This window comes from Pseudomonas sp. H2_A10 (genome assembly GCF_054680085.1).
The window spans coordinates 4712830-4727552 of sequence record NZ_CP162821.1; the positions used below are offsets into that span (position 1 = coordinate 4712830).

The window sequence follows — 14723 nt, forward strand, 5'->3', positions numbered from 1 at the left end:
TTTTTTAACAGCGGCTCACGTTTGCTCGACAACATCCTGCACCGCGACCGCGCGGGCAGGCATACGCAGGCTGACTGCATAGGCAACAAGGCAACCCAGCCCACAACATCCCACCACCAGGCACATCGGCCAGGCGCTGCCATCAGCCAAGTGGCTGACCCACAGGCTGGCCAGCGCTCCAATAGCGAATTGCACCGAAATCCCCAAGGCCACGCTTGCACCGGCCTGGCGCGGGAACAGCGCCATCAGGCTGGCCGTGCAATTGGCGCCGAGCAAGCCGGTCACACCCATATAGAGCACCATGCAACCCACGATGCTCGCCAGCCCGCCCCAGCCGGTAAACCCCACGATCAGCAGCGCCAGCCCTGCCCCGCACGCCAGCATGGCGCCCACCCCGAGCATGCGTTGCGGCCCATAACGGCCCACCCAGCGTGCGTTGATAAAGGTCACCAGGATGATGCCGAGGATATTCAGGGCGAACAGCGCGCTGAACATGCGTGGCGACACCCCGAAGTACACGACATACACAAACGGCGAGGCGGTGATAAAGGCGAACATGCCGCCGAACGCCAATGACATGCACAAGATCAGCGCCACCGCCCTGGGTTGCCGGGCAATGGCCAGGTAAGCCGCGAACGCCGCCTGCACCGACGCCCCCCGCTCCTGCGGCGGCAGGCTTTCTTTCAAGGTCACCGCAACCAGCAACAGGCACAGGCTGGACAGGATGAACAAGGCCGCGAAGATCGTGCGCCAGCCCTGGATCAATACCAGCCAGGTGCCGATCATCGGCGCGACCAGTGTCGCCATCATGGTCAGCACGTGCATCCACGACAGCACTTTGGCCGCCTGCACCAGGCCCACCAGGTCCCTGGCGACCGTGCGGGCCAGCACCAACGCACCCGCCCCGCCCAACGCCTGGACAAAGCGCCAGGCAATCAACTGCTCGACGCTGCCGGCAAACAGGCAACCCAGGGTCGCCACGACATACAACGCCAGGCTGCCCAGCAACAGCGGACGACGGCCATAACGGTCCGACAACGGGCCGTAGCACAACATGCCCAGGCACAACCCGGCGAGAAAGGCGCTGATGGTGTGTTGCACCTGCGCGGTGCTGGTCGACAGGTCCTCGGCGATCTGCGGGAAGCTGGGCAGGTAAGTATCAATCGAAAACGGCCCGAAGGCCGTCAGCGATGACAACAGTGCGATCAGGCGTGCTTGCGTCTTCATTGACCCGCAATCGCGAGGCTATCCAGGAACTCGATGACCAGCCGGTTGAAGATTTCGCCCTGGTCGTCATGCACATAGTGACTGGCATCCGCCACCTGCGCCGTGCGCACCCACGCATTGCTGTCACGCAGGGCTTGCAGCGTCGCCGCCGGCAGAAAGTCCGAGCGCATACCTCGAATGAACAAGGTCGGGCAATCCAGGGCGCGTACCGCCGGCCACAGGTCGGTCGGCTCAATGCTCAGGCGCGCCTCGGCGATACCTTGTTGGTCGTGGCGCCAGGTAATCGCGCCCGCGCTTTCCTTCATCGAATGCGCCAGCCGCGACGTCAGGCCCGCTGCCGACAAGCCGGGCCGCGACGCCTGCCAGAAGGCGCGGGCGGCGTCCCAAGTGTCGAAACGCAACGGGGTCTGGGCCATCTCGCGACGAATGCGCGCCGCACCGTCGCCCTGGCTTGAGGAACCGGGCCCGATGTCTTCGATGATCAGGCCAATCAAGCGCCCCGGATGCTGGCGTGCATACTCCAGCGCGTTGGCGCCCCCCAGCGAGTGCCCCAACAACACGAAGCGCTGCAAGCCGACATGGGCGACGAAGTCCTCCAAGTCGTGCACATAGGATTGGGTGTGGTAGCTGGCGGCCGGCGCCCAGTCACTCAGCCCGCGACCGCGCTGGTCCAGGGCATAGATGCAATAGCCATCGCCCAGTGCATCGACCAGTGACTCCCAGGTCTGGGCGTACGCGCGCAAGCCGTGCAGCAAGACCAAAGGCACGCCGCTCGGGTTGCCCCAGCGCAGCACATGCAGGTTCAGGCCTGAACGATTGGTGAAAAAACGGCTGTCCGGGTGCATAGGGTGGCTCCGCTAATCCGGGTAAAAGCGAGGGGCGTGGGGGGTGGACCTCGTTAGAAACGCTCAAACCGATAGGGGCTCGGGTCGATGATCGGGGTATGCCCGCTGACGATATCGGCGGCCAAATGGCCTGCCGCCGGCGAGGTGCCGAAGCCGTGCCCGGAGAAACCGGTGGCCACGGTCAGGCCGGGGATTTGCGCAACCGGCCCGATCACCGGGTTGGAGTCCGGCGTCACATCGATCGTGCCCGCCCAGGCCTCGGCTATCCGCGCTTGCTCGAACACCGGCCAGGCGGCCTTGAGGTTGTTCATCGCATCGTTATTGAGCCGGGGGTTGGCCGCCGGGTCCTGTACGCGCACGCGCTCGAACGGGCTGACACTGTCAGCCGACCAGCGCCGCGCAAGTGCCAGGTCGTTAAAGAAATATTTGCCCAGCGACACGTTCAACACACTGCGCTGCGCGCGAAATTGCGGCATGTATTGCTTGGCCAGCAACAGGTGATCGAGGGTCAGGAACGCGTCCAGCTTGCCGCGCTGGGTAATGATGAAGCCGCCATCCTTGTGCTTGCGAAAGGAAAAGTCCGGCGCGCCCACGGCAATTTCGGTGGGGCCCTGCATCGGATGGGTGCGCAACACCGAACAGGTCAAGGCCAGGGTCGGCAGCGACACCCCCAGGTTACCCAGGAAGCGCCGCGACCACATGCCGCCGGCGAGTAACACCTGGTCGCAACGAATCTCGCCTTTTTCGGTGACCACGCCACTGACCTTGCCGGCCGACATCTGCAGCGTACGCACCGCGCACTGTTCGATGATCACCACGCCCAGCGCCATGGCGGCCTTGGCGATCGCGCTGCTGGCCAGGGTCGGTTCGGCACGCGCATCGGACGGCGTGTAGATCCCGCCGGCCCAGGCCCCCTCGCCGCCCGGCACCAGCGCTTCGATCTCGCGCTTGCTCAGCAACAGCGAGTCAAGCGACAACTGCTCGACCGATTTAAGCCAGCCTTCATGCATTGCCATTTGCGCCTCGTTATGGGCGACAAACATGATGCCTTCCTGGCGGTAGCCCACGTCCGCACCGACCCGCTCGGGCATTTGCGCCCACAAGCGGTCAGCGGCCAGGGCCAGTGGAATATCGTGCGCGTGGCGGCTGGTCTTGCGCACCCAGCCCAGGTTGCGCGAGGACTGCTCGCCGGCGATACGGCCTTTTTCCAAAACCACCACCGGGATATTGCGTTCGGCCAGTGTCAGTGCAGCGCTCAAGCCGATAATGCCGCCGCCGATGATGACAACGGCGGTGGCGGTGGGAAACTCGGTGGACGTATTCACGGGCGCAATAGTCGGGGCCATGATCAGGACTCGCAAAACAATTGAGGTCGGCCGCGCGAGGGCGCGGCCGCGGGACGGGTTATTGCGCCAGGCGAATCACTTCGACCTGGGCCTTGGAGGCGTTGCGATACGCCGTCACTTCCAGCTCCACCTTGTACACCGTCGAACCCAACGGCGGGCAGGTCACGGTGCTCGCCGGATCGACACCGCGGAATTTCTCGCCGATCAGGCCCATCACCGCCGGCACGTCCTTGGGGTCCTGGATAAATACCCGCGAGCACACCACATCGGCCAGGCTTGCATCGACGGCGGCCAGCGCGGTTTCGATGTTGGCGAACACTTGGTGCGTCTGCTCGAGGATGTCTTCAGGGATCAGTTTGGTCTGCGGGTTGCGCCCGGCGGTATTGGACACATAGATCCAGTTATCCACCACCACCAGGCGCGAATAGCTGGCCTGGTCTTCAAAGGGGGAACCGGTTTTGAGCTTGATGATTTTAGTCATGTCACAGGTCTCGTCAGTGGGGTAAAGGTTGGCTTAGCGCAGGACGGGGGTTTCCCACAGGTTGAGCTTCACGCCGATGCCTTTTTCCACGGCATTGCGGTACACCACGGTGCCCCAGGCGACGTCTTCCACCGGCATGCCGCCCACCGACATGATGATGATCTCTTCATCGTTGCGACGGCCCTGGGCATCACCGGCGACGATCTTGCCGATGTCTTCAAGCTCTGCGTGCTGCATCTTGCCTTCGGCGATCATGTCCATGAACCGCACACCAATCACCGGCACGCAGTGGTGCGCAGGCTTGGGCAGCTCTTCGAACCAGGCTTCGTAGAGGCCGGTGTTGTCGAGTACCTTGCGCACGTCGGCGCGCTCCATGCCTTCATCCAGCGAGCACGATGCCGGCATCGCCATGAAGCACCCCGGCTTGACCCACTCGCGCTTCACAATTGGGTAGATCGAGGGGTCGCCTGTCTCGCCGGAGCTACAATAAGTAACAAGGTCGGAACCACGCACCACCTCTTCGAGACTGTCGACCACCTTGATCGTGGTCACCTGCGGGTAAGTGTTTTTCACCCAGGCAATAAAATCGTTCAGGCTTTTCTCGCCACGGCCTTTGATCTTCAAGGTGTCGATGTGCGGGCAAACGGCGATGAATGCGGCGAGCGTGGTCTTGCCCATCACCCCGGGGCCGAGCAGGCCGACTACCTTCGAATCCTTGCGCGCCAGGTGCCGCGCGCCCACGCCGGGGATGGCGCCGGTGCGGTAGGCCGACAGCAGGTTGGCGGACATATGCGCCAGCGGTGCGCCGGTGTCGGGGTCGTTGAGGGTGAACATCAGGATCGAGCGGGGCAGGCCTTTTTCGCGGTTGGCGATATTGGAGCCGTACCATTTGACGCCCGCGGTGCAGAAGCTGCCGCCCAGGTAGGCCGGCATCGCCATCATGCGGCGGTCGGCGGTGGGCTTGGGCATGTTCGGGAACGGCGAATCCTTGGGGAATACCACCATCGCGCCATGGGAATCATTGTTCGGCCCGGCCATGCGATAGTCGCCGCTATAGAGCAGGCCGAACATCTCTTCCATGGTATTCACACAGGCGAGCATATCGGTTACGCCCGCGCGGATCATGTCCTGCTCGGACAGGTAGATGAAGTCTATTTTTGTAGTAGTGGACATAGTTATTCTCGGGCTGAAGGTGATATCGCTGCGGTAGGCGCTGCTCCCACGCTATCGAGGTCGAGTATCACGGCGCGTTTTGCGCCGGTATTGTAAATTTCGGACATCAAGGCCCGGCCCGCTCGTCTGAGTTGGCGCGAAAAATGCGTGAATATTCCCGCTTTTAGCCAACCCGAGTCCGCTCATGATCAACCCGAGTACGCCAACGCTGCGGCACCACACCGCGTACGAACAACCCTGGTTCGTGCTCAACTCATCGCGCTATTCGGTCATGCCTTCCCAACACCCGGCGATCTCGCATTTCTACGCCTTCGATGTGGCCCACTCGGCGGACCTGCTGGCGGTGCCGGACGGCTGCGTGGACATCGTGTTCGACTGCGACGCCACGCGCCCCAGCGTGAGGATCTGTGGCACACCGCTGCAAGCGCAACGGGTCGAGCTGCTGCAGGATCACCACTACTTCGGCGTGCGCTTCGCGCCGGGGGTGATTCCAGGCTTCATCAATGTGGTGGCCGAAGACCTGACCGAACAGGAATGGGACCTGCTGGAAGTGTCGGCCTTTGCCCAGCGCATTTTCGAGAGCATCGTGCAGGCCCCACAGCTGCACGAGCAGATGAAATTATTCAGTGACTACCTGGCCCCGCGCCTGATGGGCAGGACCTCAAAACTCACGGCCATGGTCATTCAACAAGCGCTGGCCCATCGGGGCGACCTGCGCATTCAGCAACTGGAAGACCTGAGTGGCTACACCAGCCGCACGATTCATCGCCAGTTCAGCCAGGACACCGGCGTGTCGCCCAAGACGTTCTGCCGGATCATTCGCTGCCAGGCGGCGCTGGAAACCCTGAACACCCGCAACGACGTATCGTTTTCGGACCTGGCCCTGGACCTGGGTTTTTCCGATCAGTCGCACTTTTTGCGCGACTTCAAGAAGCTGGTCAGCACGACCCCCTGCGACTACCAACGCAAAATGCTGCAGAGCGCCTGCAACGAGCGCATCCGTTTCGCCTGAGCGGCCCCTCCTCCCAGCTCGACGAATATTTATTCGCCTCTCCATCATTTCTCCATAAAACCTTCGCTGAACGTGCATGCTTGCGGTGCATCATCCAACCCGTTGCTGAAAAACCGTGCACCGAACGAGCAGACCATGACTGAATCACTCCCTGCATCACCCGCCCACCAGGCGCTGGTGCTGATCGCCGAAGACGAACCGGAAATCGCCGACATCCTCACGGCCTACCTCAAGCGCGCGGGTTTTCGTACGGCGCATGCGCCGGATGGGCGTCGCGCGCTCGAACTGCATCAGCAGCTCAAACCGGACCTGGTGCTGCTCGATGTGATGATGCCCAAGCTGGACGGCTGGAAGGTGCTGGCAGAGCTGCGCCATCGCGGCAACACGGCGGTGATCATGCTGACCGCGCACGACCAGGATATGGACAAGCTCATGGGCCTGCGCATCGGCGCGGACGACTACGTCGTCAAACCTTTCAACCCGGCGGAAGTCATCGCCAGAACCCAGGCCGTGCTGCGCCGCTGCGGCGAACAGGGCCATGGCGCCGACCGCCGTGTACTGCGCGTCGACGCCTTTGAAATCGACATCGACAGCCATGAGGTGAACGTCCACATCGGCACGCAAAAACAGCCGTTGCACCTGACGGTCACCGAGTTCAAGTTGCTCGCCCAGTTGGCCAAGGCGCCGCGCCGAGTGTTCAGCCGTGCCGAACTGCTGGTGCTCTGCTCGCCGGAAAGCGACAGCCTGGAGCGTACCGTCGACAGCCATATCAGCAAGCTGCGCCGCAAGATCGAAGACCTCGGCCTGCAGGGCGTGCCCGCCAGCATCCGTGGCGTCGGCTACCGGTTCGGGAGCCAGGCATGAACGTGGCCAACAGTCTGAGCCGGCAGATCATCGTGTCGATGTCGGCCGTGGTCCTGTGCGTGATTGCGCTCGCGGTGGTGGGTTCCTATGTGTTCTACGCAGTGCTCTGGACAATCGCGCCACCCACGGAGTTGGAAATGGAAGCGAACGAATGGCTGCCCACAGGCGTGGAATGGGTGTGGATGGGCCTGATCACCTGCGTCAGCCTGGGGGTCGGCGCGGCGGTGGCCGTCAAGTTGTCCAAACGCATTCTGGCGCCGCTCAATTCGGTGGCGGCGAGCCTGCGCAGCCTGGCTGACGGTGACCTGGATGCCCGCGCCGTGGCGCCCGATCTTTCCCTGGGTGAAGCCGCCCTGTTGGTCAATGACTTCAACAGCATGGCCAACCGACTCAAACGCATGGCCGAGGAACAAGCCTTCTGGAACGCTGCCATTGCCCACGAACTGCGCACCCCGCTGACTATCCTGCGCGGCCGTCTGCAGGGGCTGGCCGAGGGCGTTTTCGCGCCGGATACCGCGCAGTTCTACAGCCTCCTGGGCCAGGTCGAGGGCTTGACCCGACTGGTCGAAGACCTTCGCGTGGTGGGCATGAGCGACAACGGCCATTTGGAGCTGGCACTTCAGGAGGTGGAACTGGCCGACGCACTGGAGGCTGAAGCTCGCTTGTTCGAACCCAGCCTGAACGGTGCCGGTTTTGCCTTGCAATTAAACCTGCGCAAGGGCCCCGTGCACTGCGACGCCGATCGCATCCGCCAGGCCTTGCTGGCGCTGCTGGACAATATTCGTCGGCATGCCACGCCGGGCATCGTCAGCATCGAACTGGGCAGTGACGAGCGCGGCCATTTCCTGAGGGTCGCGGATGAGGGCCCGGGGGTCGACGCGGCGTTCGCCGAGCACATTTTCGAGGCGTTCCAGCGCGGCGAACGTTCACGCTCGCGCGCCCAGGGCGGCAGCGGCCTGGGCCTGACCGTAGTACGCGCGATTGCCATCGCCCATGGCGGCGCAGTGACCTGTCGAACCGCGCTCAACAGCGGCACGTTATTTGAACTCAGCTGGCCTGGCGCCGCGCTGTTTAAGACTCAACCCTGACAACTTATCCGTACTAAATCGCACCAAGGTGATGGCATGCATTGCTCTATTGGCCTGTTCAAAAGAGTCAAAAAATACCGCCACTTTGCCTTACTGGACACACACGGACGTTGTATTGCTTTTATGAGTTGCCAAGGGATTCCCGCCAGGGGTGAATGGGTGGAAGTCAACGCAGTCAATGTCGCCTGGCTCGGCCAAACGCTGCCAGGCCGTGGGCACCCGGGCCAACAATAGCCACATCGTCGATGGCCCGGCTCCGATGTTTAACGTTGTTACTTGGATAACTGTTATGCCTACACAGCATTCAGCTCGGCACTCTATCGACCTTAAACAACTGGAAACGTCATTGACGCTCTATGCGTTTAAGTTGAGAAAGTTGCAACGCGTGTGGATCCCCCTGCAGCAGTACGCGCCGCAATGTGTATTGGCGCTGTGGTTGATCGGCGTGTGCGTTTCATTAGTCACGCTGTCGTATTACCACTGGCTGGTCATTGCCCCGGCTATTGGCCTGTTGATCACGCTGGAAATCATTATCGAGGAAGTCCAGATCGACCTGTTGTTGATGACTGACGAAGCGCGTTATCTGCTCGACGTCACCCGTGACATCTATCACCGTTCGACGCACTCCACAGGTGCCCCATGCCGTCCGTAACGCCGCCAAATGTGGGAGGGGCTTGCCCCCGATGGCGGCCTGACCGGCGACCAGGATGTTGGATCGAGTAAATATCCGTTGCTGCGGTAACGGCTGCTTAGGGTTCCGCCCTTACGGCGGGTCACTTTTGGAAAGGAGCCCCAAAAGTAACCAAAAGGGCTCTTGCCCCAACACTCGGCACCTCGCTTAGGCTCGGTGTGCCCGAACGCAGGCTTGAATCCGTGGGTCGCCGCCACGCACCATCCATGGCGCGGGGCGGCTAACCCGGCGTCCTGCCGGGTTACCCACGGACTCAAGCCTGCCTTCGGCCAGCGTGTTTGACGGGGCGCCTGAGATCAAAATCTAAAGCAAGATCAAGAGCGGCTCGCTTCGCATCGTAGTTACCGATCCAGCTGATACATGGCGATCAAACATGTAGAAGCGCGCTTTGTCGTGTCAGTACTGTGCCCGGCGTGTTTCGGACGGCGATTCGCCGAACAGCTCACGATAGTGCGTGGCGAAATGGCTCAGGTGGAAAAACCCCATGGCCACAGCAATCTCACCCACGTTTTTCTCGCACGCGGGGGTGGCGATCAACTGTCGCCGGACCGCGTTGAGGCGCAGGTTGCGCAGGTATTCGACCGGCCGCATATCAGTCACGGCCTGGAAGCTGTTCTGCAGGGTCCTGCGACTGACGCGCAGTTGCTCACACAGGTCAAGAATGCTTAACGGCGCATCACCACTGGCAATAAGCAGTTCCTGGCTGCGCCGGACCAGGTAGGCACTCACCGCGAAATTGCCACGTCGGCAACGCACCTCATCGCCGGCGTGGCTGAACAGATCGAGGAACGCACCGAGCAGTTCGTCCTCGAGCATTTTTTCCGACGCCGGGCTGATCGCGTGCGCATGTTCCAAAAAGTGACGAAACAACGGGTGGATGCGCTGGCGAATACGCAACAGTAACGTTTCATCCACGCTGAGCGCCGACACGCTGGTGAGGCGCTTGAGCTGATCATTGGATAATTCCACCGCAGCCAGTTTGGCAAAACGTACGGCGTCGACGTTGAGCGCAAAAAAGTGCGTGCCTTGCGGCGCATGTAACACGAACTCTTCGCCGTCGCGCAGCAACACCACACTTTGCGCATTGACCTGCTGCCCCTGAACCACCGGCGGGCTGCCCAGGGACATGGCCGCGCACAAGCGTCCCTTGGGCGAGCGGCCGTGCTGCACCACGCGCTTGTCCAGCACCTCCTGGAAGATCTGAAAGCGATCGCCGGACAACTGCCACAGCTCGCTGGTCAGGCAACCACGGCCGAGCTGGTCATACACCTGCTGCCAGCCCTGGATCGAAACGGCGTGCTGTTGAGAGTCATTGAAGGTGCGGACTTGCGCGAGCATATTCGTCGTTCCTCGGCGGCCGGTTGCGTGGCTTGGGCCTGAAGGGGGCTTTGTCATCCCTGACGGCAGCTGGCGTTTACGCGGACGCGATGCCCGCGTGAAAAACCAAAGCCAGTTCCGTGCCAAGCATGTGCAGACGATACGTGCCCGGCTGAATATCCAGCGGTGCCAGCAGCGCACCGGACAGCACAACCTGCCCGGCCTCAACGCCCTGCCCGGCTGCCAACAGGCGCCGCACCAGCCAACACAGGTTCAACAGCGGGCTGTCTTCACGCTGCTGAGTGTCGCCGCTCCCCAATGGCGCACCGTCGTGTTCCAGGCGATAGGGCACGCAGCCATGCAGTGCCGGATCGAACGGCGTACGCGGGCCAACGCAATACAGCCCGGCGGCGGCGTTATCGGCAAGGAAGGCACCAAGCCCGAAACGCCAGCCCTGCCAGCGGCAGTCGGCGATCTCGAACGCCGGCGCCACTTCGGCCACGGCCGCCAGAATCGCCTCGTCGCTGTAGGCGCCCGGCGCCAGCGTGCGCCCGAATACCAGCGCCAGTTCGATCTCGAGCTTAGGCTGGATCAGCCGCGTAAACGGCACCGTGCTGCCCGGTTCAACTTCCATCGCAGGTGTAAGGGCGCCATACACCGGTTCATCCAGGCCAAAACGCGCTTGCGCCGCACGGCCGGCGAGGGCCACTTTCCAGCCACTCACACGCTCGCCCGCCGCCTGGCGGCGCGCCACGCCCTGATGCAGCAGCGCGTAGCCCTGCTGCCGGTCCAGCGCCTCTAGCGCAAGGGGTGCGAGCGCCCGAGCGCGGCGCCCGGCCTGGTGCAATTGTTCAAGCAGGTCATGGTCGTGGCTCATGACAGTTGCTCCGCCAGTTTGCGCAGCACGCCATCCAGGCGTTCAGGGGTGGTGATGGCGGCGACAAAGCGGTCCGGACGCACCACGACGATGCAGTCGCGCACCTTGGAGAACCATTCGCCCAGGCGGTTATCCACGTCCTCCACGCTCAGGGCGTCGGTGGCCGTCAACGGCTGGTTGCGCCCCACACCGCTGCGCGACCGGTTGACTTGAATGAACCGCGTGCCCCAACGCGCCCAATACTCGGCCATGGGTTGGCTGAGCTGGTCACGCGGGTTCACCCGGTAGCCAAGCACGGCATAGCCACTGCCCAGCATCTCGTCCAGGCGGCGGCGCTGGCCCTGGGCGTCTTCGATGTTCGGCTGGATGAACAACTGGCCCACCAGGTCGTCTTCACGCAGCTCGGCGCGCTCGTGATAAACCAGGCCCTTGGTGATGGTGGCCTTGGGTTTGAACTTGAACTCCAGCAAGTGCGAGCGCAGGTTGTCGACGCTGTTCACCGCCTGGAACAACCAGTCGCGCACGCCGGCCATCAGCGGATTGGTCAGGCCCAGTACCGCCCCCATGTTGTCGGCCAGCGCCACCAGCTCGGTGGCGTGGCCACGGCGTTCCTGGTCGTAGCTGGCCAGAATCGACGGCGCCGCACGGCCCTGAATGATCGCCGCCAGTTTCCAGGCCACGTTGGCCACGTCGCGAAGGCCGGAGTTGAGGCCCTGCCCGGCCCAGGGTGGCGAAATGTGCGCCGCATCACCCACCAGTGCCACTCGCCCTTGGACAAACCGCGCCGCGACCCGCGAATGGTGGGTATAGGCACGAATGCGGATGATATTGAGCTGGTCGACAGCGTCGCCGATATGCCCATGGATCAGTTGGCGAATCGTCGCCTCTTCGCACATTTTGGCTTCGTCTTCGCCCTCCATCAGCATGAATTCCCAGCGCCGCTGCTGATAAGGCAGGTAGATGCACACAAACGGCCGCTGCGGATCGGCATGCAGCGCGGTATAGGGCGCATCCAGGGTGTCGTTGGCCGTATCGACCACCACCCATTTGCGCGGATGGGTCAGCCCGAGCAGCTCGATACCCAGTTGTTTGCGCACGGTGGAACGGCCACCGTCGGCGCCGATCACGTAGTCGGTCTGCAGTGCATAGACCTCGCCAGCGGCGTCGCGTACCTGCAGGGTCACGCCGTGCTCGTCCTGCTCCAGCTCAAGCAGTTCATGGCCCTGGCGCAATTGGACACTGGCATGCTGCCCGAGCCGTTCGCGCAAGGTGCCTTCGAGCAGCTGCTGCATGAAAATATTGCGCATCGGCCAGCCGTACTGCGCGGCACTTGGCTTGACCTCGGCGAAACACACGCCGCGCGCGTTGTAATAGCGCAGCGGTACATCGCAAATCATGTCGCGCACCGCCAGCTCGGCAATGCCGATGCCCTGCAGCACGCGCAACGCCTCGTCGTCCATGCCCACCGCACGCGGGTAAGGCAGGATGCCGTCGGCCAGCTCAAGGACGACGCAGTCGATACCGTACATGCCCATAAAGTGCGCGGCCGTGATCCCGTTGGGGCCACCGCCCACGATGACAACCTGGGTTTTCTCCTGCTTCATCGCTATTCACCGCTTTCTTGTTGTGGTTTTTGTTCCAGCATCGCTCAAGCACGGGCGCGTATCAGTGCAGCCCGTCGATACCTTTTACATCCTCGGCGCGCAGGCCGCCCAGCCGCGCATGCAAACGCCCGCGCGTGGCGAAGGCCCAGATCACCACCACCTCATCCGGCGACGGGCCGTCACCGAAGGTCAGGGAAATACTGTCGTAATGCGAGCGCACGTACAGCGCGTCTTTATGGGCCAGCGGCACGTCTATGGTGGTGCCGGGGCCGCCACGCTTGCCGGTGGACGGCACCCACGACTTGCCGCCGCCCAGCGCCACGCGAATCGGATCGGCCGCCGGGTTGGTCAGGAACGCGTTGCCGTGCTCGTACTCGCCCGCGCTGCCCACCAGGATCGCCTTGCCATAACTGACAATCGGCTGCGCGCCGGCCAGGGCCTGGATGCGTCGACCAAACTCTTCGCCCAGCAGCGGCGACGGCTCGACCAATTGCCCGAGGTCTTCGCTGTAGCGTCCGGCATAGGGGTTGGCGATCACGGCGGCCACGGCGTATTTGAACAACGGCTCGCCATCGGCCAGTTGGCCGGTCTCATTGGCCAGGGTTTCTTCAACGAAGCTGTACCATTTGCGGATGTGATAGCTGGCGAAATTTGCGCTTTTCATGCTGTTTACCTTTGTTCAAATAGGGTCGAGGGGGTCGAGCGTGTAGTTGCGACTCGGCGCGCCGGCCGCCTTGAAGCGAGCCTTGCCGCGCGCATCGTCGTGCTCGGTCTCAAGGAAGAATTCCATGCGGTTGCAATCGGGGTCGTTGAAGTACAGGCCATGGCCGATTTCGTGGTCGGTGATCTTCACCACCTCCACGCCCTTTTTCAGCAACATGCCGTAGAGCTGGCGCAAGGTGGTCATGTCACCGGCGATTTCCAACCCGTAGTGCTGCAGCCCCAGCCCGCCCTGGTGAGCGCCGGGTTCTGCGCGAATCAACGCGATGTCGTGATGCTTGGTGCCAAACGCCATCATCACCCAGCTCTCGCCACGGGCGCTTTCATGCATGCCCAGGATGTCGGCGTACCAGCGCGCCGACACATCAGGATCACTCACCCATAGCGATAAGTGAGTGCGAAGGATTTCGACTTTCATCGCTCGCTACCTCAATGCTGTTTGACGATGGATTGGTGCCCGGCCTTGATCTGCGCCACCGCGGGCGTCCAGAGCACATCGGCGATTTCACTGAACTCGCGCCAGTGTTTCTGCCAGCCGTCACCGCCATTGTCGGAGGTGAACAGGTGACCGTACTTGGTACCGGCGACGATTTGCCGAGGGTTGGCCGGGTTGAACGCTAGCGCCCACACACACGAGTTAGGCTGTTGCGGCAGCGGCAGCACTTGCCAACTGAGCGCGGCGTCACGCGACACCAGCACCTTGCTGGTGGTGCCGGGGGTGCCGTCGGAAATGCTCAGGTACACGGTGTCTTGCGAGCCCGGCGGTGCGTTCATCGCACGCAGGTAATACAGGCCGAAGGCTTCACGGCCGATGATGCCGGTCCAGGTCAGCCCCTCGTCGAGGCTGCGATAGACCGCGTTGACGCACACCACCACGATGACTTTCTGGCCATGGTTGGGCAGCACGACGATGTTGTGAACGTCCGAGTTGAAGTCCCACAGCAGGCGGTCATCGACGCGGGTCCAGCTGTCGCCACCGTCGCGGGAATGGAACAGCCCACCCTCCTCCAGGCCGAACCACAGCTGGTTGCGGTCGCAGGGGTCATAGGCGAAGGCCAGCAAACGCGGACGGCTGACGCCATCGCAGAATTCAGGAATTTCCACCGGCGCGCGGTCCCAGCTTGCGCCGCCGTCCAGGGTGCGCCACAGCACCGCGCGCGAGGGCGCCCCGGTGCCGACGAAAATCCGCCGGGCATCCTGCGGGTCCACCGCCACCTTCCACACGGTCTGGCCGTTGAACGGCGAGTCGACCTGTTGCCAGCGCCCGCCGATGTCATGGCTGACGCACAAACCGATATCGGTGCCGGCATAGATCACCTCCGGCGTGCCGGGGTGCAGGCTCAGCGAACGGGTGATCGCATCGAATTCCAGGTCTTGCCCCAGGCCCAGGCGATGCCAGGTCTTGCCGTCGTCGGCGCTGCGGATAACCGCCTGGCCGACGGTGGCGACTAACAGGGTTCCGTTACTCATCGCAGTTG

At 62.8% G+C, this 14723-nt stretch carries 15 protein-coding genes; 4 read left to right on the forward strand and 11 right to left on the reverse strand.

Going from position 1 to position 14723, the window contains the following annotated elements; all coding sequences use genetic code 11:
• Nucleotides 1–15: 15 nt before the first annotated feature.
• The 5 genes from AB4O23_RS21825 to AB4O23_RS21845 are packed head-to-tail and all read right to left on the reverse strand — an operon-like array spanning nt 16 to nt 5072.
• Complete coding sequence (locus AB4O23_RS21825; protein WP_068936439.1) at nt 16–1227, reverse strand: multidrug effflux MFS transporter; 1212 nt, start codon at nt 1225–1227, stop codon at nt 16–18.
• Complete coding sequence (locus tag AB4O23_RS21830) at nt 1224–2072, reverse strand: alpha/beta fold hydrolase (RefSeq protein WP_017526992.1); 849 nt, start codon at nt 2070–2072, stop codon at nt 1224–1226. Before AB4O23_RS21830 ends, AB4O23_RS21825 begins: the two co-directional genes overlap by 4 nt.
• Before the next feature lie 53 nt (nt 2073–2125).
• Nucleotides 2126–3418: an NAD(P)/FAD-dependent oxidoreductase gene (locus AB4O23_RS21835; RefSeq protein WP_460060528.1), complete on the reverse strand. Its 1293-nt coding sequence runs from the start codon at nt 3416–3418 to the stop codon at nt 2126–2128.
• Between the two features lie 58 nt (nt 3419–3476).
• On the reverse strand, nt 3477–3899 hold the full coding sequence (locus AB4O23_RS21840) for a RidA family protein (protein WP_017526990.1): 423 nt from the start codon (nt 3897–3899) through the stop codon (nt 3477–3479).
• Nucleotides 3900–3932: 33 nt separating this feature from the next.
• Nucleotides 3933–5072, reverse strand: a complete 1140-nt coding sequence (locus tag AB4O23_RS21845) for a tyramine oxidase subunit B (RefSeq protein WP_065878590.1) — start codon at nt 5070–5072, stop codon at nt 3933–3935.
• 184 nt (nt 5073–5256) lie between these two features.
• On the opposite strand from AB4O23_RS21845, the gene AB4O23_RS21850 reads away from it, so the two are divergent.
• From AB4O23_RS21850 to AB4O23_RS21865, 4 genes are all read left to right on the forward strand, one after another.
• Nucleotides 5257–6084 (forward strand): helix-turn-helix domain-containing protein, encoded by an 828-nt coding sequence (locus AB4O23_RS21850; protein WP_017526988.1) that lies wholly within the window; start codon nt 5257–5259, stop codon nt 6082–6084.
• 135 nt (nt 6085–6219) lie between these two features.
• Nucleotides 6220–6948, forward strand: a complete 729-nt coding sequence (locus AB4O23_RS21855) for a response regulator (RefSeq protein ID WP_017526986.1) — start codon at nt 6220–6222, stop codon at nt 6946–6948.
• Nucleotides 6945–8036, forward strand: coding sequence for an ATP-binding protein (locus tag AB4O23_RS21860; RefSeq protein WP_017526985.1), 1092 nt, complete (start codon nt 6945–6947; stop codon nt 8034–8036). Before AB4O23_RS21855 ends, AB4O23_RS21860 begins: the two co-directional genes overlap by 4 nt.
• Nucleotides 8037–8325: 289 nt before the next feature.
• Nucleotides 8326–8688, forward strand: a complete 363-nt coding sequence (locus AB4O23_RS21865; protein WP_026067202.1) for a hypothetical protein — start codon at nt 8326–8328, stop codon at nt 8686–8688.
• Between the two features lie 435 nt (nt 8689–9123).
• On the opposite strand, the gene AB4O23_RS21870 is transcribed toward AB4O23_RS21865, so the two are convergent.
• From AB4O23_RS21870 to AB4O23_RS21895, 6 genes are all read right to left on the reverse strand, one after another.
• Nucleotides 9124–10065, reverse strand: coding sequence for a helix-turn-helix domain-containing protein (locus tag AB4O23_RS21870; protein WP_065878594.1), 942 nt, complete (start codon nt 10063–10065; stop codon nt 9124–9126).
• A gap of 76 nt (nt 10066–10141) precedes the next feature.
• Complete coding sequence (locus tag AB4O23_RS21875) at nt 10142–10921, reverse strand: 2-keto-4-pentenoate hydratase (RefSeq protein WP_017526982.1); 780 nt, start codon at nt 10919–10921, stop codon at nt 10142–10144.
• The gene (locus tag AB4O23_RS21880) at nt 10918–12525 is read right to left on the reverse strand and encodes a bifunctional 3-(3-hydroxy-phenyl)propionate/3-hydroxycinnamic acid hydroxylase (RefSeq protein ID WP_460138623.1); all 1608 of its coding nucleotides are present in this window, start codon (nt 12523–12525) and stop codon (nt 10918–10920) included. The genes AB4O23_RS21875 and AB4O23_RS21880 overlap by 4 nt, the downstream gene beginning before the upstream one ends.
• A 61-nt stretch (nt 12526–12586) precedes the next feature.
• Entirely contained in the window at nt 12587–13189 is a 603-nt protein-coding gene (locus AB4O23_RS21885; RefSeq protein WP_017526980.1) for an amino acid synthesis family protein, read from the reverse strand.
• A 15-nt stretch (nt 13190–13204) separates the two neighbouring features.
• Nucleotides 13205–13663, reverse strand: a complete 459-nt coding sequence (locus AB4O23_RS21890) for a VOC family protein (protein ID WP_017526979.1) — start codon at nt 13661–13663, stop codon at nt 13205–13207.
• 11 nt (nt 13664–13674) lie between these two features.
• Nucleotides 13675–14715 (reverse strand): YCF48-related protein, encoded by a 1041-nt coding sequence (locus AB4O23_RS21895; protein ID WP_460060535.1) that lies wholly within the window; start codon nt 14713–14715, stop codon nt 13675–13677.
• Nucleotides 14716–14723: the final 8 nt, after the last annotated feature.